Raw genomic sequence first — 25359 nt, 5'->3', positions numbered from 1 at the left:
TCAGTTCAAGGATTCCCTTCGACTGGAGGGCACCGCGTCCAACTGACGCCCCAGGTTGGTGATCAGCAACGCCACCGAGTCGGCATTATCGAGCATGGTGTCGACTCGCCTGGCCAGGTTGGTCATGAAAATCCCCCTTGCATTGCTCAAGTCCACGCCCCCGGTGGTGTGAAGTATCTGATCCCTGATGTACTCGGTTTCCGAGGTTGCTCCATAGTCGGACCACTGGGTGCCCCCCACGTTCGGGAGCTTGAACAATTGGCCGATGGGGGTTCTACGTGAGTAACCCGTGGCCTGGCGGTTTTGTTGGTAGTTCAATAAATCGCGCCCGTCCTGGGTCAGGGTCTCGATCAAATCGGAAAACGGCATCACGGAGTCCAGGTAGGCTACATCGGCTGTCAACGCAACCAAATGGCTCATCTCGTGAATCAGGAGTGTCGCCCGTGCATGGGCAGCCCGATCAAAGTAGTCCGGCAGAAGGTTGTCATAGTCGCTCAATGGCGGCATGAAAAAGTTATCTGTCAGGTAGATCCGTCGATCCGGGTCCCTATCAATGGTGAAAGCCCAGTTGTTTTGTGGGTCTGTCCTATGGATGCCTGCGACGAAACGTTGCGAATCCAGCGAGTACAGCGTGGGGTCCAACAACCCCCCAAGGACCAGGTCGACAATGCGATGCAGTTTCTGCACCAGGAGCGGGTCTAGCTCTTGAGGGCCACGAAACGGGTCGATGTCAATGCCAAAGAACTCATTGATGAAACGATGGATGCGCGTCACCGGTGCTATTCCGGGCTCCAGCAAGGCGAGGTTTACCTTGCAGTTCTGCACATAAAATGTCGCCAGGTCCATCGCCTCCACGATCATCCTGGCACGCTCGGGATACAGCGCGCGAATCGCCCTCATCCCTATTGCCTCGATGTTCATTGATGTGCGGGCTGAAGCCCTGCTTTGCGAGCGATCTTGCAGGCGGCCATAGGCTTGGCCGAAGCGTGAGATGTGTTCTCGTGTGTCGATTTCCCATTGTCCCAAGGCGTTGCGATGGATGAATGGGCCGTTGTGCTGCTCCGTCGAAATGCGCCAGAACTCCCCGAGAGGTTGGGCCTTGTACACCTTGCCGGCCAGCGGAATGTAGGACGCCCCCTTATGCTGGTAAGTACCATTGAATTCATTTTTGCTCATGTCCACCAGCGCTACATGGCTCACTTCGCTGGACGAGATCAGGGTGCGCTGCGGTGCGGTGATGTCCAGATTCGTCCAGTGTGAGGAAGGTTGCGGCTGTGTTTGCTGTGCGGGGGCGACGGCTAAAGACTCGGCTTGTTGCAATACCCGGCCCATTGCGGCCATTTGAGCAACCCCTTCGATAAATGTCAGCAATGCCGTTTGCCAATGGTGGTCGTGCAACGCTTGTGCGGACTCTGTGAACAGTGAAATGCTTTGCCAGATCATCCAGGGCAATGCCAGTTTGCCAGGCAGAAACCCCAGCACGCGGCTGACGGCGCCGCTGAACACCTGCTTGACGGTTTCCCATTCAGCCTCTGCCCCACGGACCACTTGAGCACCAAGCCACTTGAGCAGCAGCGCCAGATTATCGTCAAACAGCTGGCTGTACAGGTTGCCCCGGATCGGAGTGAACCCCAGGCTGATTTCTGACGATTTGCCCACGGTGCTGGCCAGCAGGTTGCGGTAAGTCGCATCCTGAGGCGCGTTCAACCGCTTGAGCACGCAGTCCTGCAGGGACCCCGGCTGGTTAAGAGCCTCCAGGAACTGCGCTTCGTTTTCGAACTCGGTAAAGCTTAATGCCGAGTGATACGGGGCATACAACACCTGGGGCCCCTCGCGTCCTGCGCTGATGAGGTAGAGCCCGAGGGCTGGAGCAACCGTCGCACCTGCCGTGGCAATCAGTTCAAGGGGCCGGATTTGGGCGGTTGCTCCAGCAACGCAGGCGCGGGCAATCGCGTCCGGCATGTCGAAAACCTGTTGGATCATGTCGAAGCCACGGTCCGACAGGCGTTCTTGAAGCTTGAATGTGTGAGCGTGTTGTAGCAGTTGCCAGGGCAATTGCTGGCTGAAGTCTTTGCGGCGCTGTTCGACACCGGGCTTGCCGGCAGACAGGTGCTCAGTCAGATAAGCGTGATAGTCATCGCGGATCTTCGACTGGGTCAACATCTGACGCACCACCGTTTCCGTCAGGCGGGATGCCGCAGAGAACACATCAAACCCAGCGCTTTGCAGGCTGGAGGGGGCCATGGCGAAATCCAGCAGGCTCTGGCGTTGCCCGGCCAAGGCCAGCCTCGGCACAATCGTCACCTCAGTGGCAAACAACGAGTAATCGGCGAGCATGTCGTTGAGAACATCCTCCACATGCTGGCGCAAAGGCCGAAGTTCATGCAGGTAATCCCGGCCATGCAAGGTGTTGATACGATATTGCTCAAGCATTTCGGCCTGGCGTCGCTGCTCCCTGGCAGGCGCGGCGCCCAGCGGGTCGGATAGCGAGTGCCTGAGTTCAGTCAACCGCGCGATATCGATAGCGCGCTGTAGGTTATTGGTCGGTATCTGGCTGCGTTCCTGTCCGAGTGCCTGGACCAATGACTGTGCATTGGCCTTGAACTCCAGGGTATGTTGGCGTTGAGCAATGTAATGATCGATCCACGACTGCTGGCACTTAAACAGGACGGCCCCCCTCATTAGCTGGAGCGGCCCCAGATCATAGCGTCGATGGGGCAGACGCTCGGCAGCCCCCAGGTTTTCCAGCAGGCCCTGGCGCCGGGAGTGGTCACGTAGCCGATGGGCCAATGCTTCGCGCAGGTACTTGATCGACTCGAAGGCTTCCACACCTCCCGCTGGCGTCCACAACACCGCGTGCCCGGAGTGATACTGATCAAGGCCGCCACGTTCGGTGAGCACAAAACAGTTGGCCAAACGCAACAGTGTGTTTTCGCCTGGCACAAACACCGACAGGCTGAACGCATCCGGCGTGAATCCCTTCAAGGTATTAGGCTGTTCATGGGCGGTGTTGTCCGTGTTCAAGACGGCTTGCAGAATTTCGAAGTCACGACCGTCGAGGGTTTTGTCTAGCACTCTGAGGCGAGCCTCCGCTAGAACACCGACGGACAGCCTGTGCGCCAGTGTGGACAACAATGCCTCCAGGCCATCGCGGGGCAGCTGTGCAATTGTCTTGCGGCTCAGGCCAAGCAACAGATGCGTCACCATTTCATTGAGCCGGGCAATGGGAATGTCCGCTCTTTTGGTCGCCAGGCCGCTGACTCGTGGCCCGTACACACCGTGCTCGCGCGTATCAGGGATGGTTTGTGCCTCTCCAATCATTCGGGCAACGCAGTGGCTCAGCAGGCTCAGGCTAGACAGGGGCGCACGCCGCTCTTGAGTGTCGGCATTGCCAGTGTAGTGATTGACATAGAGGTCGGCGGGATCGAGCGCCTGCTGGTCCGAGAGGTTGAACGTCACTCGCAATTGGTCGGCGATGACTGTATTGAGGGTGGGAACTCGCGTCAGCAAAGCATCCATTGCCTTCGCCACGCTGTAAAGTTGGCGGATTGCCTGGCGCGCCTTCTCAGCGGGCACCGACGGTGGCGCTGGATGAGTACTCCAGCGCCCCTCGGGATTTAGCGCCAACAACCGATGGTCGAACAGGGTGCGGATATCCAGGCCATGGTCAAGCATGGCATAGGCATCGATGGTTCCCAGATTGCGCCGGTAAATATCCAGGCAGAAATCGAGGTTTTGCCGCTGCTTGCCGATGATGTCTTCAAACAAGGTGCTGAAGACCAGCCCATCAATAGGGGCCGAACTGAACTGTGGATCTTCAAAGCCGATAAACCGAGCACGTTCTTCCAGTGCCAGGAAGCCGAAGAAGTCATCTTCATGGCTGCTCGTCCTGGCCATGGCCTTGAGCGTTGCCTGTAAGTCTTCGTAGTCCTTGAGGACGTATAACCCCTTGGATTGGGTATACAGATAGGCATGGGTATTGGTAATGACCAGCGTACCGGCCAGCTCTATGTAATGGGCGTAGTACTCCCATAGGCGGACCTTTTCGATGTGCGTCGCGGCTCGCTGGTCGGCAGGCAGGTAAAGAGCACCCAATTGTTGACGCTCTTGGGCCGAGATCACATCTTGCTGGCGCTTGAACAGCAAATCGACCCTGGATTTATCGCTCATCGCCTGGGCAAAGTACGCACGCCTCGACATCCCGGCAGGCACGTCGGAATTCCAGTAGGTCTCCAGTGCGTTGTGCAGGAACAGATGCAACTGGCGCGCCGCTTGTTTCAGGCCATCTTCCCATTGGGTATTGGCGTCTTGAGTGGCTACCACTTGAGGGTGCATAAACTCCCGGCGCTGGCCGACCGGCCAGGACTGTTGACGGTAGAACAACAGCAGTGCATCACGCAGGTTAAGCGCATCCACCCATCTGTCCTGATCCGCAGGGGAGGTAGCCAGCGCGTAGAAAAATACATGGGTCGTACGTTGATCCACATTCGGGAAGGCCTTGCGCAAGGTGCTGGCCAACAGTTGTTCCAACAGTGTTTCTATCAACGGCAGTTTGCCCAGCTCATCGAGCATGGCCTGCACATTCAACTGTTGGTAACGCTCAATGCAGGCTTCTTGTTCGTCGAACACATTGCCCTCGATCAATTGTCGAGTCAGGGATGACCCCGTCGGAAAAGCAAAATCGGTTCGTTGGTCAATGGACAGGAAATGCAGTAGATCAATACGTTTCTGGGGGGCCCGCAGTCGGTTTTCCAGCTCTTCCATCATCTGTGGGTAATCACTGAATTTCTCCAGCCCGGTTTCCGGTCCGTAGAAAAAAACCGAGGTGTAGCTTCCCTCGGAACCCATCACAAATGCTCCGGCCAGCTCAATCGACGCTTTACCCGGACGGTTGATCAATAGGCGTTCGGCGATCATCGGCGGCCACTGTGCCTTGCGTCCTGCGGCGTTGGCAAAGAACAGGTTGCGAAAGAAGTCTCGATCATGTTCGGTCATATCGCGTTGACGCTCTCGATCACTCAACTGCTTGGCCATTCTCAAGGCCTCGGGGAAAAAATAGGGAAGTTGCAGGTCGTCCATCGCAAAGACTCGGTGCCGGTTGTAAGAAGCACCGAGCCTAGGAGCTGCCGGCACCCGGCAGGCATTAAATAAATGAGGTTAAAGCCTGGTCTGTGGTTGACAGCTCACTTGTTGCACGTTGTTAATCAGCGGGCCGAGTCCAGCAGGCTGTTGCCCCATCCAATAACAATTCTGGAGCCTCAGATGTCAGCCACGCCCATTACCGCTGTGAGCACTTCAATGGCCTTCGCGCAACTTGTAGCGCTGCTCAAGGCCATTTTCATTCGTCACGGCGCCTCGCCTGATGTGGCCAGCGTACTGGCCGACAACTGTGCCCGTGCCGAGCAGGACGGGGCACACAGCCACGGGGTATTTCGCATACCCGGCTATGTCTCGACCCTGGGTAGCGGCTGGGTCAATGGCCAGGCGGTACCGGTCGTCGAGGATGTGGCCTCGGGTTTTGTGCGCGTGGACGCCGCCAATGGCTTCGCCCAGCCGGCCCTGGCCGCCGCTCGCCCGTTATTGGTGGAAAAGGCCCGCAGTGCTGGCATCGCCGTACTGGCTATCCGCAATTCTCATCACTTTGCCGCCTTGTGGCCGGATGTCGAACCGTTTGCCGAAGAGGGCTTGGTGGCCTTGAGCATGGTCAATAGCATGACCTGCGTGGTGCCTCACGGCGCTGATCGCCCCCTGTTCGGCACCAACCCCATCGCGTTTGCTGCGCCACGTGCAGACGGGCCTCCGATCGTGTTTGACCTGGCGACCAGCGCCATCGCCCATGGCGACGTGCAGATTGCGGCCCGCAAGGGGGAGCGTGTTCCGCCGGGTACAGGCGTCGACAGTCTGGGCCAGCCGACCCAGGACCCAAAGGCGATCCTCGAAGGGGGCGCATTGTTGCCATTTGGCGGGCACAAGGGCTCGGCATTGTCGATGATGGTCGAGTTGCTGGCTGGCGCACTGACCGGAGGGAATTTCTCGTTTGAATTCGACTGGTCAAACCACCCGGGTGCCAAGACTCCCTGGACAGGCCAGTTACTGATCGTGATCGACCCCAGCAAAACCGCCGGGCAAGACTTTGCCCTGCGTAGCCAGGAACTGGTGCGTCAGATGCATGCGGTAGGGTTGCGACGCTTGCCGGGTGATCGGCGCCATCGCACGCGGGCCAAGGCACAGCTTGAAGGGATCATGATCGAAGGTGATGAACTGGCCCGGTTGCGCAGCTTGGCGCAGGGTTGACGGCCGACGCGCAGCGACACGCACCGGCCGCAGCATCGATCAGTGGCGACGGCCCAGCAGCAGGCCAACCACCAGGCCAAAGCCGGCTGAAATGGCAACGGTCTGCCAAGGGTGGCCACCGATGTAGGTTTCGGTGGCATCCACCACCGGCTTGCTGCGCTCACGCACGCTGGACACCGAATCCAGGGCTTGCTTGAGCTTGATAGCGACCTGCTCGCGCAGGGTTTCACCTTCTTCTCCCACCAGTGACGCGCTGCTTTTGAGCAGCTTGTCCGACTCTTCGATCAGGGCCTGGAGTTCGCTGAACGCCTGGTCCTTGATTTGCTCTTCGACAGCTTGGGCGGCGGTTTTACGGGCCATTGAGTAGCTCCTTGCGGGGTAAGTGGACAGTGAACAATGGAGTCTTCAAACGCGGCAAAAGTTGCAGTTTTTTTTCCCCATGCCATTGGCTCAACGAAAAATCCGAATTCGGACCTTTCAACCTACAGTGTAAGATGTCACCTATTTGTACAGCAGGTAATTCCACATGAGCTTCAATCTGGCCAACAAGCCCCTTGCCGAGCGCGCGGCGCTTGAAGATGAAAAGTCCCGCCTGTATGACTTGTGGCAAAGCAACCTGGGCAAGGCCAAGGGCGAGGGCGCACGGCTGTTTGGCGAGCGCGCAAAGCGCAAGGGCAAATGGGCCGAATGGGTCCGCTCCGAGCTGGACGGCATGTCGCCGCCGGAGTTTGCCAACATGGTACGCAGTGAAGTCAACCGCCTGATGGCCGCCAAGTAGGAGCCACCGGCGATGGCGGTGTGTCAGTCCCCTTGTTGCGAAACGATGATCGTCATCGCTGGCAAGCCGGCTCCTACAGGTAGTGTTTCAGCCACTCTTCGCGGGTAGGTCCATGCCATCTACCAGGTCACGGTGTTGGCAGGTCCAGTGTCCCGCGATCGACAAAGCGCATGGTGCCAAACAACCCGCCGGCCAACTTGCCGCGCAGTACATAGGGCAGGTTGTTCAAGCTCTGGGTCTGGCTCAGGCCGAGAGTCTGACGCAACACCGAAAACGCTGAAACACTAACCGGGACGGTCAGAACGGTCTCGGAAAAGCGCGGTATGGAGCCCTGCTGATCACTGACCCCGGCAGCCAGCGGCCGGCCATTGACCTCCAGGTCCAGGGCCACGCCGTTGTAGTCGATCGCCGTTTCGTTGGGGTTCTGCACCCGCAGCTTGACTGCAAAGCGCACTTCCAGGTCCTGGCTTTGCAACGGTTCGATCCCCACCACATTGATATGCAGCGGGTCGCGGTTGGGGAACAGGGCGCAGGCGCTCAGGCTGAGCAATATCAACGACAGGGTCAGGCCGATCAGTCTGCGCATAAGGGCTCCTATTTATTGGGTTCCGGGTCCTGCATCACTTTGAGGGTAGAGGCTTCCGGATCAAATTCATCTTCGTGCAGTTCTATGAACTCTTCAGGCAGGAAAATGTTCAGCACAATCGCACAGAACGCACCGACAGTAATCGGTGATTCAAAGATGTTGTGCAAGGCCTTGGGCAGTTCGCGCAGCACCTCTGGCACTGCCGCCACGCCCAGGCCCATGCCAAGGGAAATGGCCACGATCAGCACATTGCGCCGATGCAGCCCGGCCTCGGCGAGGATCTTGATCCCGGCTACCGCCACCGTGCCGAACATGATCAGGGTCGCGCCACCCAACACTGGCTTGGGCATCAGTTGCAGCACCGCGCCAATCATCGGGAACAGGCCAAGCAACACCAACAGGCCGGCGATGAAATACGCCACATAGCGGCTGGCCACGCCGGTCAACTGGATCACCCCGTTGTTCTGGGCGAACGTCACCATCGGCAGGCTGTTGAAGGTGGCCGCCATCACCGAGTTCAGGCCGTCAGCCAGCAGGCCGGACTTGATGCGCTTGATGTAGAGTGGGCCCTTGACAGGCTGTTGGGAAATCATCGAGTTGGCGGTCAGATCACCGGCCGCTTCCAAGGGGGAAATCAGGAAGATCACCGCCACCGGGATAAACGCCACCCAATCAAACGAAAAACCGTACTTGAACGGCACCGGTACGCTGACCAGTGGCACTTGGGGCAATGCCGCCAGGTCGACACGGCCCAGCCACCAAGCCACGACAAAACCCAAGGTCAGGCCGATGACAATCGAGCCCAACCGCAGGAACGGATTATTGAAGCGGTTGAGGACCACGATGGTCAGCAGTACCAGGGCTGCCAGGCCCATATTGCTGGCTGCGCCCAAGTCGGCTGCGCCGTAGCCGCCGGCCATGTCGGTGACGGCGACCTTGATCAGCGACAGCCCCATCAAGGTGATGATGGTGCCGGTCACCACCGGGGTAATCAGCTTGCGCAATTTGCCGATGAACTGGCTGAGCACCACTTCGATAAACGCGGCAAAAAAGCAGATCCCAAAGATCGTCGAGAGAATTTCATCGGTACCGCCGCCCCGGGCCTTGACCATGAAGCCGGCACTGAGGATCACGCTGATAAACGAAAAACTGGTGCCTTGCAGGCACAGCAAGCCCGAGCCCACCGGGCCGAAGCGCCGCGCCTGGACAAAGGTACCCAGGCCGGAAACGAACAGCGCCATGCTGACCAGGTAGGGCACTTCGCTCTCCAGCCCCAGCACGCCACCGACGATCAGGGTCGGGGTAATGATCCCGACAAAGCTGGCGAGCACATGCTGCAGGGCAGCAAAAATCGCAGCCGTGAAGTGCGGACGGTCTTCCAGACCATAGATCAGGTCCGATTTATAACGGGGGCGAGGGGCTTGAGCGTCAGACAAGATACGTGCTCGGGTCAGAAAATGGAGGCGCAGGATGCCAGAAAGCACCCGCTGTCAAAAGTGTGAAGATATATTTCTCCAACTCCCGCAAAAAAACTCAACCCGACGGATGTCGTTTATCGGCCCATGCACCTGCCTTCTGTGGTTGAACCACCGCCATCGCAGGCAAGCCAGCTCCTACATTCGATGGAGGGGTCAGGATTTTGTGCCCGGTGAAATCCTCTGTGGGAGTGGGCTTGCCTGCGATGGCGGTGGTTCAATCACGACGGGCAGTGGGGTTGACCAGGTTTTTCGGCCGCTCACCCGCCAACGCCGCCAGCAGATTATCCACCGCGCACCGCGCCATCGCTTCACGGGTCTCATGGGTGGCCGAGCCGATATGCGGCGTCGCCACCACATTGTTCAAACGCAGCAACGGCGAATCATGGTTCAACGGCTCACGCTCGAACACATCCAGCCCTGCGGCGCGGATCGTGCGCTGTTGCAGGGCCTCGATCAGGGCCGGTTCGTCCACCACCTTGCCCCGGGAGATATTGATGAAAATCGTCTCCGGGCCCATCTGTGCGAACTCTTGGGTGCCGATCAACCCCTGGGTCTCGGCGGTCAACGGTAACGTGAGGCAGACAAAATCGGCTTGCTGCAACAGCTGCGGCAAGCTGCGATATTGCGCGCCGAAACGTTGTTCCACCGCGGGCTTGGGCTTATGGCTGTGGTAGATCACCGGCATGCCGAAGCCAAAATGCCCCCGCTGCGCCAGTGCCTCACCAATGCGCCCCATGCCGATGATGCCCAGGGTCTTGCCATGCACATCGCTGCCAAAATGCAATGGGCCGATGTTCTGGTTCCAGTTGCCGGCGCGCACCATATTTGCCAGCTCCACCACCCGCCGGGCGGTGGCCAGGATCAGGGCGAAGCCGGTGTCGGCGGTGGTTTCGGTGAGCACATCGGGGGTGTTGCTGAGCAAAATCCCGCGCTGGGTCAGGTAGTCGATGTCGTAGTTATCGACGCCCACCGAAACGCTGGCGACTGCTTCCAGGCGAGGGGCCAAGTCCAGCAGTTGCGCATCCAGGCGCAGGCTGGCTCCCAGCAAACCGTGGGCCCTGGGCAAGGCCTCACGCAACTGCGCCAGGCCGGCTGGGTCGAGGGTTTCAATCAATGTCACCTCGGCCGCCTCATGCAGGCGGGCCATCAGCGGTGCGGAAAGTTTTTTGTACAGGACGACATGCTTTTTCATCAGGCTCTTACCTTCAAATCCAGGGACTGCAACGGTGCGGTTGGGGATGGCTCACGGGCAGCGGTCTTGAGAAAAATCGTCAGCACCACCGATAGCAGCAACGCGCCACTCATCAGCAGGTAGGACGCGCCGGGCGAACCGGTGCTGCTGTTGAGATAACCCACCAGATACGAGCCGCCAAACGAGCCCAGGGCACCCATGCTGTTGATCATCGCCATGGCACCGCCGGCGACATTGGCCGGGAGGATTTCCGGGACGATGGCAAAAAACGGCCCATAGGGCGCATACATGCACGCCCCGGCAATCACCAGCAGGGTGTACGACCACCAGAAATGTTCGGCGCCCAGCAAATAGGAGCCGTAAAAGGCCACGGAGGCGATCAGCAGCGGTGGCCACACAAAACGTTTGCGTTTTTGCAGCTTGTCCGAGCCCCAGGACACGACGAGCATGCCGAGCACCGCCGCCAGGTAAGGCAGTGCCGACAGCCAGCCGGCTTCGACCATGTCCATCTGCAGGCCGGCCTTGAGGATCGACGGTAGCCACAAAACGAAGCCGTACACGCCAATGCTCCAGCAAAAAAACTGCAGCGCGAGGATGATCACCTTGGGCGAGCGAAAGGCCTCGGCATAGTTTTTCACCGCCTTGAGCCCAACCTGTTCGGCAGCCAGGGCGGTTTCCAGGTCGTGTTTCTCGCCGGCACTCAACCACTTGGCATCGGCTGGCCGTTCATCGGCCAGGCGCCACCAGATAAAGGCCCAGAACACGGCGGGCAGGCCCTCGATGATAAACATCCAGCGCCAGCTGTAATGCTGCACCAGGTAGCCGGACACCACCGACATCCACAGCATGGTCACCGGGTTACCGAGGATCAGGAAGGTATTGGCCCGCGAGCGTTCGGCACGGGTGAACCAGTGGCACAAGTACACCAGCATCGCCGGCATCACGGCGGCCTCGACCACCCCGAGCATGAAGCGGATGGCAATCAGCATGTAGGCGTTGGACACCACGCCGGTCAACGTGGCCAGGCCGCCCCAGAGGATCAGGCTGACAAAAATCAGCTTCTTCACGCTACGCCTTTGGGCGTAGATCGCCCCCGGCACCTGGAAGAAAAAGTAGCCAAGGAAGAACAGCGCGCCAAGCAGCGAAGACATGCCCGGGGTAATCATCAGGTCTTCGGCCATCCCGGAGGCAGCGGCGAAGCCGTAGTTGGCACGGTCCAGATAGGCCAGGCTGTAGGTGATAAACACAATGGGCATGATGTACCACCAACGGCGGGTGGCGAGTTTCAGGTTGTTCATGGGGTTGCTCCTGAGCTTGTTGTAGTTGTGGCAACAGGTAACGGGTTGGTCTTGGATCAGCCGGCTTTTTGCCAGGCGGGCAGGTCGGCGCGCAGCGGCAGGCCTTCCATATCGCCGCGGCTCTGTACGGCGCGGCTGCCGATCCAGTTGGCGCGCTGCACCGCCTGGGTCAGGCTGAGGTTTTCCAGCAGGGCGCTGATCAGGCCTACGGCAAACCCATCGCCGGCGCCGACTGTATCCACCACCTTGGCCACCGGTACGGCGGCGACAAAGCCCTGGTCCAGATGGCTGCGGTAATAGGCACCGTGGGGGCCGAGCTTGATGGCCACCGCTTCCACCCCCTGGTCCAGGTAGAACGCGGCGATATCTGCCGGGTCGTCGAAGCCGGTCAGCAGGCGCCCTTCGCTCAAACCCGGCAACACCCAATGCGCCAGGCAGGCCAAGGCGTTGATATCGCGGATCATCGTTTGCTCGCTGCTCCAGAGCGACGGGCGCAGGTTCGGGTCGAACGACACGCTGCGGCCTGCCGCGCGCATATCGCTCATCAACTGGCGCGACAACTCGGCGGTTGCCGGTGACAGCGCCGGTGGAATGCCGGTGGCGTGCAAGTGGCGTGCTCGCAGCAGCTCAGGCGTGATCACCGCGCTGGACAAATGGCTGGCTGCAGAACCACGGCGGAAGTACTCGACCTTCGGATCGTCGCCGGTGTCTTCCCGGGACTTGAGCTGAAAGCCGGTGGAGTGCGCGGGGTCCACCGCCACATGCCGGCAATCCAGGCCTTCGCGCTCCAGGGTGTCGACCACAAAGCGCCCCAGTGAATCATTGCCGACCCGGCTCAACCAGGCCACGTTGAAGCCCAGGCGCGACAGGCCAATTGCCACGTTGCTGTCGGCGCCGGCGATGCGTTTTTGAAACTGACCGACCTGGGCCAGGTCGCCGGTTTGTTCGGCGACGAACATCGCCATGGTTTCGCCAAACGAGAGGATATCGATCTCAGACATGGGCATTCTCCACACGCGGTTGGCCCAGGCGGGCGAGGGCGGCGACCTGCGTGGCGGTCACCTCCAGCAGGTCTGCGCCTTGCAGTGGGAACTCCACCGCGCGGTTGATCCCTAGGGGCATCAGGCCCAGCAATTGCTCCCACTGGTGCAGGTCGGCGGCGCCGGGCGGCAGGGCCACCAGCTTGCCGTCGGGGCGCCGGGCCACGGCCTTGCAATGCAGGTAATCGACATGCCGGCCCAGCAGGCGTGCAGCGGTGTGGGCGGATTGGTCCTGCCAGTGCCAGTTGCCGATATCGAAGGTCATTTTCACCGGCACCGCCAGGCGTTCGACCTCATTGAAGAAACGCTGCATTGGCTCGATGCGTCCACCGTGCAGCGTCTGGTCGTTTTCCACCAGCAGGCGCACCGGATGGCGGCTGAGCAAGGCGCCCAGGCTGTGCAGGTCGTTGGTGTCGGTGAAGTAACCGAGGGAGACCTTCAGCCAGCGCGCACCGAACGCCTGGGCCCGGTCGAGGGTGGCGGCCAGTTCGCAGTTGGCTTGCGCACGCCCGGCGACCCACAACTCCAGGGGCGAAGAAAACACACATTCAAGGCCCTGGTTTGCGGCTGCCTGGGCCAGTTCAGTGGGCGACTCGGTGGTAAGCAGTTCTTCACGCCATTCAATGCGTGTAGCGCCGGCAGCGGCCAGCAGCTCGACGAAACTCAATTGGCCACGCTGGCGAACCAGGTCGGCACCGTAGCTGGAAAGGCTGATGGAGACAGGGTAGTTGTGCATTGTTAGGGGTCTCTGAAACCGGTTTCATTTGTAGGTATAAAATAGCCTGCGGGAGCGGCCACCCGGGCGGCGCAAGGCACGAGGGCCTCATCGCCGGCAAGCCGGCTCCTACAGCGGTTGGGTCGAGCCTCGGATGAGCAGTTGCGGGGCAAAATCCAGAGAGCGGGTCGGCGAGGTATCGCCGCGCAAACGCTTGAGCAGGCAATCAAAGGCACTCGTGCCTATCGCTTGTGTGGGTTGGGCCAGGGCGGTGATGCCACTGCCTACCAACGGGTACCAGTCCAGGTCATCCAGGGCAATCAGCCCGATGTCCTCGAACAGCCGGCAACCCAACTCACGCAGGGCCTTGGTACACGCCAGTGCGGCGATGCCGTTGGCGCAAAACAAGGCTTTTGGCCCCGCGCCGTCTTGGGCAAGAAAAGCCTGCAAGCGGGTGTGCAGGTCGGGGCCCGTTTCCTGTATGGCGCCACGCAGATCCTTACGGAGGCTGACCTGGGACTGGAAACTGTGCAGACGCTCAACCCGGGAGCTGGTGCCATCGGCCACTTCGCTGACCAGCAGGATGTCCCGGTAGCCCTGTTGCTCCAGGTGCTCCAACGCCATGCGCACGGCCAGTGGATTATCCAGGCCCACCAGGTCGCTGTGCAGCGCGTCGACTTTGCGGTCTACCAGCACCAGGGGCATTTCCCGCTGCAGCTCCAACAGTTGTTCGAGGTGATGGCCCAGGGTGTTCACGATCAGGCCTTCGATGTTGTAGGCGCGTAGCGCTGCCAGATGCTGGCGTTCCTGCTCATCATCGCGGTCGGTGTTGCAGACCACCAGGTTGTAGCCGTGTTGGCGGCAGGCGGTTTCCACGCCATGCATCACGGCAATCGAATACGGGTTGCGGATATCGGCCACCAGCATGCCGATCAGGCGGGTGCGCCCGCGCTTCAGGCCTCGGGCCATCTGGTTGGGGCGATAGCCCAATGCATCGATGGCCTGTTCGATACGCAGGGCGATGGCATCGGAAAGCAGGGCGCGGTCATCGCCGATAAAGCGCGACACGCTGGCCTTGGATACGCCAGCGCGCTCGGCCACATCAAGCATGGTCACGCGGCTGCGTTGGGCGGCGGAGAATGAAGTCACGGCAGGGCCTTTCTTATTTTGGAGTAGACAATTAATGAATTGCTTTGAAACCGGTTTCAGTGGACGCCATGTTCGACGTGTCGTCAAGAGTTTTTCTGAAGGGCCATAGGATTGAGAACGATAGAATCCGACGAGTGGAATACGACAACTGTTAGTTTTGACAGTTACGGACAATGGAAATCAGGAGTTAAATTTTCAACACAGCCAACCCATCAGGTACTGGCACATTCTTGTTTCATCCTTGAGGTAATCGCCATGTCCGGCACCACTCAAGCTGTAGTCACCCGAGCAGAGCAAGGTGTGCTGTCTCTTTTTCCGGTCATCATTCCAGGTGTGGACCCTTTGGATCCGAATGGGCTGATTCCCGCAGCATTGATGCTCGCGCCGTTGGAAGTGCAAATTCCCATGTGGGCACCGCCGCCCGAGCCGTTGGATACCCCCCATATTCTTACGCTTTTCTGGGCGCGCGCAGGCGTTGTGGTTTACAGCGACTCGATGACTATTCACTCGCCGCCACCACCGCTGCCGGCCATGCACACCTTGTTCATCCCATTGCTTGTGCTGCGGGCACAGTCCGGCCCTGTCGAGCTGTATTACACCGTCACGGATTCATTTGGCGGGATCAGCATACTCGACCCCCAAAGAACACTGACGGTCGACATGGATGCGCCGCGGTTACTAAACCCCGACGACCAGTTGGCGTTTGTCGTGCCCCCTGCACCGGCAGTTGACGAGGCGTACTTGACCAGTAATCCGCAAGTGCCGTTTCACGTTCCGCCCTACATAGGCCGCAATGATGGTGACCGGATTTATTTCTACCTGTCCAATTTAGCCAACCCACCGGTTACGGGTGAAGACGGTATTTATGAGCTGGTGTCCAGCACTGATCCGTTGATTGCCAACCTGGATGCGGCGGCGTTTCGCAGGCTAAGCAATGGTGACGCTTACATTTTTTTCAGGATTTTTGATAAGGCGGGCAACTTCAGCGACCGCAGTGCCGGCCTGTTGTTTCAGCTGGCGCTGACCGCGTTGCCGGGGCCGCTGCCCCGCCCGCAAATCGTGCCGCCACGCTACGACGATTTGCTGATCAATCGCGAAGACGCCAGGGCCGGCGTATTTGTTCGGATAGGGTTCTATACCGACTGGGCTGCGGGAGATGAGGTCGTCGTGTATTGGAAAGGCCGCCCTACTGCCAGGCACCCAGTCAACGGTTTCCCCACCGATGTCGAGGTGCCGTGGAACGTAATGCGCGGTCCGCTGACTGATCCGCTGGTGCCCGAAGCGGTACCGGTACGCTATGAGATTATTCGCGGTGGCCTGCCGCCATTTACTTCGTTCAATATTCTGGTGAATGTGAACTTCACGGTCGCTGGACAGGACCACGCAAATGCACCGGCACTGTTCAATCCGGATTTGCCCGTACCGCAAGTCTGGGGGCTTGTTTCCAACACCCAGAACGTAGTCAACCATGCTGACAACCCCGCCGGCGCCCGTGCCCGCGTACTGCTTTATGAGAACCCCGTGCCGGGGGAAATTCTGCGGTTTTACTGGAATGGTATCGGGCCGGTTGCCACTTACACTGTGCAGTTTGGGGATGTAGAAGGGCAGCTGGTGTTTTCTACGGTTATTCCCTGGGCGGTCATGGCGGGCGTTATTAATTCAGCTTTGCCGGTGTACTACACCACCAGTAACGGAGTGAACGATCAACAATCGGATAATGCGCTGGTAGATGTGAATACGGGCGCATTGATTGCATTCCAGGCCCCGCTTATAAATCATACGTTAGTTGGTCCTGCTGGTTACTTGGGCTGCTGTTCAAAACCCGAAATATTCTTGGGTATAGAGTGGTTCTTGGCGCCAGATGATCGTTTTGAACTTAATGATGTTGTAACGTTTTTTTGGGAGGGCTTCCTGGCTAATAACTGGGAGCCGCCGGTTATTGAAGAGTCGCGGTATGACGACACCAAAACGTTCAGTACTACCGCGGATTTAATGAATGGATTGCACTTCAGTGTCGCACCCTATGAGGAAAAAGTCGTGCCGATGCGTGACTTCGGCTCGGCTCGGGCCTGGTATCAGGTGAGGCGTGGCGGGAGCCTTATAGGTGAGTCGCTGCCTAGACGGATTCGTGTTGATTTACTGTCCGCAGGGTCAGGCCAGTATTGTAAGTTAGGCGATATCATTCAGTGTTCAGGCGACGGTGTGGCAACCATTATCGGACACAAACATAGCTAGGGTTTAATACTGGTTTGTTCGTAATGTTGTAGTTGTTTTTAAAGTGCGTGGTCAATCCTGCAGCCCGCTGGGCAAGCCTGTTTGCAATGTTGCATTGGGTGCTGCTGCGCACCCTGAATAAGCTGTAGTACTCAATCAACGCTGGAGAAGAAAATGGACAGGAAAACGTTAGAGACTATCCAAAGATTTCAAAGCCGTTGCGTGGCAGTTAATACACTTATTAGCTTGCCCGCCGGGACCTATGAAGGCCAGGTGCCGGGATTCCCAGGGTTGATTGATCGCAATACGGCACTTAAAGAGACAATGGAGTTTTTAATTCCCCGTTGGGATGACTTCAGCACCGATCCAGGTTTTCCAGACACCGTCAGAGTCTGGATGTGGCCATTGGATGACCCCCAGCCATCCGAACCATTTACGACATTTACCGTATCGTCGCCAGGGACGGGCGGAGTGCCGGTCAACATTGCGTTGGCTCGGCGTCCACCTGGCGCTCACCTGATCAGGTATGAAGTGTTTGTCGACAACATCGGTAACTCCACTCAGTCAGAACCGCAACTGCTGATTGTGGACCTCGCGCCTCCCTATTACAGCCACGTGGGGCCTATTCCCGCCCCCTTACCGCCAGCAGACCTGCCTACCCCCGCTACATTGGATTATTTCCAGGGCTTACCCAATCAAGCGGCTATGTTTCGCGTTCCTGACTACATGGCGAACGGGCGTGCACCTGGAGACTATCTATTAGCGTATTACAACAATTCGGACACGCCTTATCTGCCGACTGCAGGCAGTACTGATCCGAAATGGGTGTTGCCTGAAAATTTGAATTTCCCCTTGCCCTTGTCGGTCGTCGAGGGAAGCCCCGATGGGTTACGTAGTGTGCGTTATGAGTTGTACGACGCCGCCGGCAATCCTGCGAGGCTGTCATCCCAGTTTGTCTTTGACGTGGGGCTGTTTCCTGCTCCCAGTAACTTCAGGGCGCCAACCATTGATCTGGCGGTTCCCGGTGACCTGCTGATAGATCGCAGTGATGCGGCGCAGCTCAACGGCGCAATCATCCGCATCCCTGCCTATGCTGATTTTCTGCGAGGTGACGAGGGGGACATGATCAGTGTGACCCTGACCACCTCCCTGGGTACGGTGACCCTGCCCGACGTGCCGTTGGGCAGTAACACCTTCCCGGTGCAGGTACATGTCGGATTCCCTACGCTGGCTCTCCTATATGGTGCCACCGAAGGGTTATTGTCGATGACGGTGTCCTACGCGGTGAAGCGTCGTTCGGTCAGCTACCCTTCGGCGCAGACAGCAACAACCGACCTTGATCTTTTCGTGGTTGGGCCAGCAAACCCGAACGAGCCGGATCTGGTCAACCCAAATCTGAACCCGGTAGTGGTCAGGGGTGAGGATGCGACAGGCGCCGAGGGGCCGCCCAATGAGTTGCTGCCCGAACACGCAAACCGGCCCGCCAATGCCTACATCACGCTCTGGGACGAACCTCCGACTCCGGATGCCGGGCCGTTTACGATCTATCTTTTTTATGAAGGCGTACAGGTGGATTCACTGTTTGTCCCAAGCGGTATCGCCGACCAGGTCGTCCGGTTGCAGATCCCCTGGAGCGCCGTTTCTGACCATAACAATGGTACGAAGCGGGTGCATTACACGATCGGTGCTGCCGGCAGCTCGAATCGACAAGTTTCCCCCACCACACTGGTAGAAGTCACAGCCAATATCATATTCCTGGCGCCTCCGCTCGTGCGAAACCTTATAGGCAGCGGCGCGGGGATTATCAATTGCACCAGCTTCAGGCCCGTCGGGCCGCCGCCCGGTAACATCATAGTGTTTGTTCCACCCTCGGAGCATTTCTTGCTGGGGATGATCGTTACCGTGCATTGGCGGGGTTACCGGGATGATGCGGGCACCATTGAAGTTCCTGCCGTCGCAGGCAGCAAAGCTTCGGCGCCACTGACGCAGTCGATGATCAACCTTGGATTCGAGATTGAATTGGAGGACTACTTCACCCGCTTCAAACCGATTCAGCCGACCACGGATGACCGGCTTGCCGGTTCAGCCAGAGTTCACTACAGCATTGTTCTGCCCTCGGGCCCGGTTAACTCCTCTGACGCTACACCACGAGTGCGTGGGCAGCAGATCGGTGGTACAGGTCCGGTTTTTTGTGATGGGATGGCCGTGCCGGCCCCCTGATGTTTTGCATTGTTGACAAAGGGGAGCATTGCTCCCCTTTGGCATTTGAAGTGGATGACCGGACGCCTGGCGTCTGCTGTCTACGATTAAAGGCCTTGAGCCATGACTACACACACTTAAGGATAGTCCTACATAACACGGTAAGTACTCTGGATACCTTTAGCACCGCTCGATTGGCAGGATCCCACAAAGCTTGGAATCGGCCAGTTTCTTGCTAATTGGAACGCCAACCCAGAGGTCCGCTAAATGCCACCCGTATTCAATTTCAAACCGTCACCCTTGAGCCTCGCGTTGAAGGCCAACACTGTCACTTTGCTTATGTTTATCGGCCATGCAGCCGAAGCCCGTGTCGTCACGGGGCCCGACGAGTACGTGCGCCCAGGTCCGGCGCCGGATCGTTTTGAACTGCGCACGGGGTCTGGGCTGACTGTCCAAGGCGCCCAAACCCTGGAAATCCGTGCCCAATCTGCAACTCTGCTGGTCACGCCTGGCAGTTCGACCAAGGATATCGTCGCTTTTGATTCCCAGATCCGTATAGACGGTTCTGATGTCATTGCTCGTAGCACCGCAGATGCCGCTATTCGCGCGACAGGCAGCAATGTGCTGGTCAGCAACAGTAATCTCATCCACAACAATGGAACCGGCCTGATTGCCGGCCGTTCACTGGGCGGCACTGATGGATCCAGCGTCAAGGTCATCAACAGCACGATTACCGGCACTAACCGTGGGGTCAGCGCCAGTGCCTACAGTGTGCTGGACTTCAGCGGTTCCCATATCGAGGCGACGAACGACAATGGCGTGGGCCTGTCGCTGATGAGTGGGACAGCGTTTGCGACCGATAGCCGAATTGTAGGTGGCGCCAACGGCGTACAAATGGGCGTCGACGGATCATCCGGTATCACAGACAGTACGTTGCTGCTGGACGGTTCCAGCGTAGCAGGCACGAACGGTGCTGCAATCCTGACAAGAGCGGGTACCAGCGCGGATATTCAGGTACTGAACGGTTCGTCCCTGACTGGCGGCAACGGCAACATCCTGGAAGTCACCGGTGGCTCCACCGCCAACATGAACGTTGACCGCAGTGCCCTGGTGGGCGATGTGGTTGTCGAGGATGGCAGCACCGCCAAGGTGCAACTCAACAACGGTTCCTGGCTGACCGGCCAGTTGAAAAACGTTGCCGAGTTGAGCGTGAACGATGCCTCCCACTGGGTCCTGGTGGGCGACAGCCAAGTCGAAGCCTTGAAGATGGGCGGCGGCGCCGTGCACTTCGGTGGGGCGGATGAGTTCTACCAATTGAACGTCAAGAGCCTGGAAGGTGAGGGCACGTTCATCATGCACACCGATTTTTCCACCCACGAGACTGACTTCCTCAACGTGGAAGGCAAGGCCGAAGGCAACCACAGCCTGCTGCTGGAGGCTACCGGCTCGGAACTGGCCAGCGGCCAACCGATCAAGGTCGTGCACACCGAAGGTGGCGACGCACACTTTTCCCTGGTGGGAGACAGCGTGGATATCGGTGCCTATGCCTATGGCTTGCAGAAGGACGGCACCGACTGGCTGCTCGACCCGACACGTCGTGGCACCAGCACCAGCGCCCACTCGGTACTGGCGTTGTTCAACAGTGCGCCGACCGTGCTGTACGGCGAGTCGTCCATCCTGCGTACCCGCATGGGTGAACTGCGCTTTAGCGCAGGCAACAACAATGGCATGTGGATGCGCAGCTACGGCAACAAACATGAAGTAGCCGCCAACAAGAACGGTGCGGGCTACACGCAAACCCAGAAGGGTTTCACCATTGGTGCCGATGCACCGTTGTCCAGTGGTGACGGTCAGTGGTTGGCGGGTGTGATGGCCGGTCATAGCACGTCGGACCTGAGTCTGAACCGTGGCAGTAAAGGTGAGGTCAAGAGCTACTACGTGGGCGGTTATGCCACCTGGTTGGACGCCGAAAGCGGCCTGTACTTCGATGGCGTGGCCAAGTTGAACCGCTTGCACAACAATGTTGATGTCACCATGAGCGACGGCAAAAAAGCCAAGGGTAATTACACGCAGAACGCCGTGGGTGTTTCGGCTGAAGTCGGCCGCCACATCAAGCTGGACAACGACTATTTTGTCGAGCCATACGGCCAGTTGGCGGCGACCATTACCCAGGCGCAAAGCTACCAGCTGTCCAACGGCCTGCACGCCAAGGGCGATCGCTCCAGCTCGGTGGTGGGTAAAGCCGGTGTGACGGTGGGCAAGAACATCCAGCTGGAAAGCGGTGGCGTGTTGCAACCGTACCTGCGCACTGCGCTGGCCCATGAGTTTGACCAGAGCAACAAGGTGTTCGTCAACAGCCAGAGCTTCAACAACGACCTGTCGGGCTCACGTATCGAACTGGCCGCCGGTGTCGCCATGTCGGTTTCGCAGAACGTCAAGGTGCATGCGGACTTTGAAACCAGCAAAGGCAAGAAAATCGACCAGCCCTGGGGTGTTAATTTCGGTATTCGTTACGACTTCTAAGGCTCCCACTCAACAAAAAAGGAAGCTACGGTTTCCTTTTTTTGTGGGCGCTCCTGGGGGCTAACCGAACAGCCCTGCGGCAATATTGATCGAGAAACCCAGGATCGCCGTATTGAACAGAAACCCGATCAACGATTGCCCCAGCACCACCTTGCGCATGGCACGGGTGGCCACGCCCACGTCCGAGGTCTGCACTGCGACGCCGATGGTGAAGGAGAAATACAAAAAGTCCCAATAGTTGGGGGTCAGTAGCCCCTCGGCAAAGCGCAGCGCCGGTTCCTTGCCTTCCCAGGTGTAATAGAGGCGGGCGTAGTGCACGCTGAAAATCACCCCGATCAGCAACCACGAGCCAATCACCGTCACCCCGGTAAAGCCGTAATGCAGCAGGCGTTCGGCGGCGGTGAGGTCCTTGCTCCCGACCAACTCGAAGGTGATGGTCGCCAGGCTGGCGATGGCGGCGATGCACACCATGAACAGCACCAGCCCGGCGTTCTCGTCTTCGATTTCGACGAGGCGCTTTACATCCTCGGCTTTGGCGCGACGGGTCAGCCACAGCATCAGTATCAGGTAGGTCCAGACCCCGGCGTTCCAACCGATCAGCACTTTGGTAAGGATTGAATCGAGGGGCGCCAGAATACCGACTATCAGTCCCAGGACGGCAGCAGCGGAGAGGCGAGGGTGGGTACGGGCGAGGAAGGGCATGGCGCTCACAAATGCAGGTTGAGTGAGCAACCATAGCCTATTCCTGTAGGCGCCGGCTTGCCGGCGCCTACAGGGGCATTTTCAGTCCTTGCGTTTGCGCACCAGTTTCATGACAACGACAAAGAACACCGGCACAAACACCACCGCCAGTGTCGCGGTGATCATCCCGCCGATGACGCCCGTACCAATCGCCTGCTGGCTCGCCGAACTGGCACCGGTGGCAATCGCCAGCGGCACCACGCCGAGGATAAACGCCAGGGACGTCATGATGATCGGTCGCAGGCGCAGGCGTGCGGCTTTCAGCGTGGCGTCGATCAGGTCTTCGCCCTGGTCGTACAGGTCCTTGGCAAACTCGATGATCAGGATCGCGTTTTTCGCCGACAGCCCGATGATCGTGATCAAGCCGACCTTGAAAAACACGTCGTTGGGCATACCGCGCAGCGACACCGCCATGACCGCGCCCAACACACCGAGCGGCACCACCAGCAGCACCGAGGTGGGGATCGACCAGCTTTCATACAGCGCCGCCAGGCACAGGAACACTACCAGCAGCGATAGCATCAACAGCAGCGGCGCCTGGGAACCCGATAAGCGCTCCTGCAATGACAAACCGGTCCATTCCTGACCCAGGCCGGCCGGCAGTTGCGACACCAGGCGCTGGATTTCCTCCATCGCCTCGCCGGTGCTGTGGCCCGGTGAGGCTTCACCGGAAATGGCGATGGCCGGATAGCCGTTGTAACGGGTCAATTGCGCCGGGCCCTGGACCCAGCGCGCTTCGACGAAGGCCGACAGCGGCACCATCTTCCCGGCGTTGTTGCGCACATGGATCTTCATCAGGTCTTCGACCTGGCTGCGCTGGTCGCCTTCGGCCTGCACCACCACCCGCTGCATGCGGCCCTGGTTGGGGAAGTCGTTGATATAGGCCGAACCAATAGCCGAGGACAGGATATTGCCCACATCGGCAAACGACACGCCCAAGGCATTGGCGCGCTTGCGGTCCACCTCAAGCTGCACTTGCGGTGATTCGGCCAGGGCGCTTTCGCGCACGTTGGCCAGGATCGGGCTCTTTTCCGCCGCTTGCAGCAGCTCGGTACGCGCCTCCATCAACGCGGCATGCCCTACGCCGCCCCGGTCCTGCAGGCGGAACTCAAAGCCGCTGGACGTGCCCAGGCCATCCACCGGCGGCGGCAGCACGGCATAGGCCATCGCATCCTTGAGTTCGGTAAACGCCATATTGGCGCGATCGGCAATCGAGGCTGCCGAATCGTCGCTGCTGCGCTCGGACCAATCCTTGAGCGTGGTAAATGCCAGTGCCGCATTCTGCCCGGAGCCGGAGAAACTGAAGCCCATGATCATCGTCGTATCGCCCACCCCCGGTTCGGTAGCGTTATGGGCTTCGATCTGCTCGGCCACCAGCACCGTGCGGTTCTTGCTCGCACCAGGTGGCAGTTGGATATCGGTGATGGTGTAACCCTGGTCTTCCACCGGCAGGAACGAGGCGGGCAGGCGGCTGAACAAAAAGCCCAGGCCTGCCAGCAATACCAGGTAAATCAGCAGATAGCGGCCGCTGCGCTTGAGGGCATAGGCGACCCAGCCTTCATAACGGTCAGTCAGTTGCTCGAAGCGCCGGTTGAACCAGCCGAAGAACCCGCCCTTGGCATGATGCTCGCCCTTGGCAATCGGCTTGAGCAACGTGGCGCACAGGGCCGGGGTCAAGGACAGGGCGAGAAACGCCGAAAACAGGATAGAGGTGGCCATCGACAGCGAGAACTGCTGATAGATCACCCCCACCGAGCCCGCCATGAAGGCCATCGGCAGAAACACCGCCACCAGCACCAGGGTAATCCCGATGATCGCCCCGGTAATCTGGCCCATGGCCTTGCGCGTGGCGTCCTTGGGCGACAGGCCCTCGGTGACCATGATTCGCTCGACGTTCTCCACCACCACAATGGCATCGTCCACCAGGATGCCGATGGCCAGCACCATGCCAAACATGGTCAGCACGTTGATCGAGAACCCCAGCAACAGCATGGTGGCGAAGGTGCCCATCAGCGCAATCGGTACGACCAGCGTCGGGATCAGGGTGTAGCGGATGTTCTGCAGGAACAGGAACATCACTGCAAACACCAGCGCCATTGCCTCCAGCAGGGTGTAGATCACCTTGGTGATCGACACCTTGACGAACGGCGAGGTGTCGTAGGGGATCTTGTACTCGACGTTGGCTGGGAAGTAGCGCGACAGCTCGTCCATCTTCGCCCGCACCAGGGTCGCCGTGCTCAAGGCGTTGGCGCCCGGCGACAGCTGCACGCTGACGGCGGTGGAGGGCTTGCCGTTCAGCCGGGTGGAAAACTGGTACTCCTGGCTGCCGATCTCGACCCGCGCCACATCGCCAATGCGCACGGTGGAGCCGTCCGGGTTGGCCTTGAGCACAATGTCGGCGAACTCGGCCGGTGTCGAGAGCTGGCCCTTGACCAGGATCGAGGCGGTGATTTCCTGGGTATGGGGGCCCGGCAAATCACCAATGCTGCCCGCCGAGACCTGGGCGTTCTGCGCGGCAATCGCGGCATTCACGTCGGCCGGGGTCAGGTTAAAGCCGATCAGCTTCTGCGGGTCGATCCAGATCCGCATCGCCCGCTCGGCGCCATACAACTGGGCCTTGCCGACACCGTCCAGGCGCTTGAGCTCGTTCATCACGTTGCGCGCCAGGTAATCGCTGAGCGCCACGTCGTCGAGCTTGCCGTCACTGGAGGTCAGGGTCACCAACAGCAGGAAGCCGGCGGACACTTTTTCCACCTGCAGGCCCTGCTGGGTCACGGCTTGGGGCAGGCGCGGCTCCACGGCCTTGAGGCGGTTCTGCACATCGACCTGGGCCATTTCCGGGTCGGTGCCCGGCTGGAAGGTCGCGGTGATGGTGGCTGAGCCGAGGCTGCTCTGGGATTCGAAATACAGCAGGTGGTCGGCGCCATTGAGCTCCTGCTCGATCAGGCTGACCACGCTTTCGTCCAGGGTCTGCGCCGACGCGCCCGGGTACACCGCGTAGATTTCCACTTTCGGCGGCGCGACGTTGGGGTACTGCGCCACGGGCAATTGCGGGATGGCGAGGGCGCCGGCCAGCAGAATAAACAGGGCGACCACCCAGGCGAAGATCGGGCGGTCAATAAAGAACTGCGGCATTGTCTCTGATCCCTTTG

General features: G+C 59.3%; 15 protein-coding genes and 1 pseudogene. 5 read left to right on the top strand and 11 right to left on the bottom strand.

What is annotated here, in order from left to right; all coding sequences use genetic code 11:
• Complete coding sequence (locus HZ99_RS03935) at positions 1 to 5079, bottom strand: DUF6543 domain-containing protein (RefSeq protein WP_038441495.1); 5079 nt, start codon at positions 5077 to 5079, stop codon at positions 1 to 3.
• Between the two features lie 183 nt (positions 5080 to 5262).
• Between HZ99_RS03935 and HZ99_RS03930 the strand changes: the two genes are divergently transcribed.
• A complete protein-coding gene (locus HZ99_RS03930) occupies positions 5263 to 6294 on the top strand; it encodes an Ldh family oxidoreductase (RefSeq protein ID WP_038441494.1) in 1032 nt (343 codons plus the stop codon).
• A gap of 39 nt (positions 6295 to 6333) precedes the next feature.
• Here HZ99_RS03930 and HZ99_RS03925 read toward each other — a convergent pair whose 3' ends face one another.
• Positions 6334 to 6654 carry a DUF883 family protein gene (locus HZ99_RS03925; RefSeq protein ID WP_032861155.1) on the bottom strand — a complete coding sequence of 107 codons (321 nt, stop codon included), beginning with the start codon at positions 6652 to 6654 and terminating at the stop codon, positions 6334 to 6336.
• A gap of 166 nt (positions 6655 to 6820) precedes the next feature.
• Between HZ99_RS03925 and HZ99_RS03920 the strand changes: the two genes are divergently transcribed.
• On the top strand, positions 6821 to 7072 hold the full coding sequence (locus HZ99_RS03920; protein WP_038441493.1) for a hypothetical protein: 252 nt from the start codon (positions 6821 to 6823) through the stop codon (positions 7070 to 7072).
• A gap of 127 nt (positions 7073 to 7199) precedes the next feature.
• On the opposite strand, the gene HZ99_RS03915 is transcribed toward HZ99_RS03920, so the two are convergent.
• The 7 genes and pseudogenes from HZ99_RS03915 to HZ99_RS03885 all read right to left on the bottom strand — a co-directional run.
• Positions 7200 to 7658 (bottom strand): LEA type 2 family protein, encoded by a 459-nt coding sequence (locus tag HZ99_RS03915; protein WP_038441492.1) that lies wholly within the window; start codon positions 7656 to 7658, stop codon positions 7200 to 7202.
• A gap of 8 nt (positions 7659 to 7666) precedes the next feature.
• Positions 7667 to 9094: a nucleobase:cation symporter-2 family protein gene (locus HZ99_RS03910; protein WP_038447849.1), complete on the bottom strand. Its 1428-nt coding sequence runs from the start codon at positions 9092 to 9094 to the stop codon at positions 7667 to 7669.
• 256 nt (positions 9095 to 9350) lie between these two features.
• The gene (locus tag HZ99_RS03905) at positions 9351 to 10328 is read right to left on the bottom strand and encodes a 2-hydroxyacid dehydrogenase (RefSeq protein ID WP_038441491.1); all 978 of its coding nucleotides are present in this window, start codon (positions 10326 to 10328) and stop codon (positions 9351 to 9353) included.
• Positions 10328 to 11626 carry an MFS transporter gene (locus HZ99_RS03900; protein ID WP_038441490.1) on the bottom strand — a complete coding sequence of 433 codons (1299 nt, stop codon included), beginning with the start codon at positions 11624 to 11626 and terminating at the stop codon, positions 10328 to 10330. The genes HZ99_RS03905 and HZ99_RS03900 overlap by 1 nt, the downstream gene beginning before the upstream one ends.
• 56 nt (positions 11627 to 11682) lie before the next feature.
• Entirely contained in the window at positions 11683 to 12627 is a 945-nt protein-coding gene (locus HZ99_RS03895; protein ID WP_038441489.1) for a sugar kinase, read from the bottom strand.
• Positions 12620 to 13402, bottom strand: coding sequence for a sugar phosphate isomerase/epimerase family protein (locus HZ99_RS03890; protein ID WP_038441488.1), 783 nt, complete (start codon positions 13400 to 13402; stop codon positions 12620 to 12622). Before HZ99_RS03890 ends, HZ99_RS03895 begins: the two co-directional genes overlap by 8 nt.
• A gap of 91 nt (positions 13403 to 13493) precedes the next feature.
• Positions 13494 to 14530, bottom strand: a pseudogene (locus tag HZ99_RS03885) (LacI family DNA-binding transcriptional regulator); the annotation flags it as partial.
• 255 nt (positions 14531 to 14785) lie between these two features.
• Here HZ99_RS03885 and HZ99_RS03880 point away from each other — a divergent pair.
• The 3 genes from HZ99_RS03880 to HZ99_RS03870 all read left to right on the top strand — a co-directional run bounded on the left by HZ99_RS03880 (position 14786) and on the right by HZ99_RS03870 (position 21466).
• Entirely contained in the window at positions 14786 to 16765 is a 1980-nt protein-coding gene (locus HZ99_RS03880) for a hypothetical protein (protein ID WP_038441487.1), read from the top strand.
• A 153-nt stretch (positions 16766 to 16918) separates the two neighbouring features.
• Positions 16919 to 18964, top strand: coding sequence for a hypothetical protein (locus HZ99_RS03875; protein ID WP_038441486.1), 2046 nt, complete (start codon positions 16919 to 16921; stop codon positions 18962 to 18964).
• Between the two features lie 246 nt (positions 18965 to 19210).
• Positions 19211 to 21466, top strand: a complete 2256-nt coding sequence (locus tag HZ99_RS03870) for an autotransporter outer membrane beta-barrel domain-containing protein (protein WP_038441485.1) — start codon at positions 19211 to 19213, stop codon at positions 21464 to 21466.
• Positions 21467 to 21526: 60 nt separating this feature from the next.
• Here HZ99_RS03870 and HZ99_RS03865 read toward each other — a convergent pair whose 3' ends face one another.
• A complete protein-coding gene (locus tag HZ99_RS03865) occupies positions 21527 to 22168 on the bottom strand; it encodes a DUF1345 domain-containing protein (RefSeq protein WP_038447847.1) in 642 nt (213 codons plus the stop codon).
• 81 nt (positions 22169 to 22249) lie between these two features.
• Positions 22250 to 25342 (bottom strand): efflux RND transporter permease subunit, encoded by a 3093-nt coding sequence (locus HZ99_RS03860; protein ID WP_038441483.1) that lies wholly within the window; start codon positions 25340 to 25342, stop codon positions 22250 to 22252.
• Positions 25343 to 25359 lie beyond the last annotated feature (17 nt).

The sequence above is a fragment of the Pseudomonas fluorescens genome, assembly GCF_000730425.1.
Lineage (GTDB): Bacteria > Pseudomonadota > Gammaproteobacteria > Pseudomonadales > Pseudomonadaceae > Aquipseudomonas > Aquipseudomonas fluorescens_X.
The sequence above is the reverse complement of the archived record's forward strand: the minus strand, read 5'-3'. Positions and strand labels throughout refer to the sequence as shown.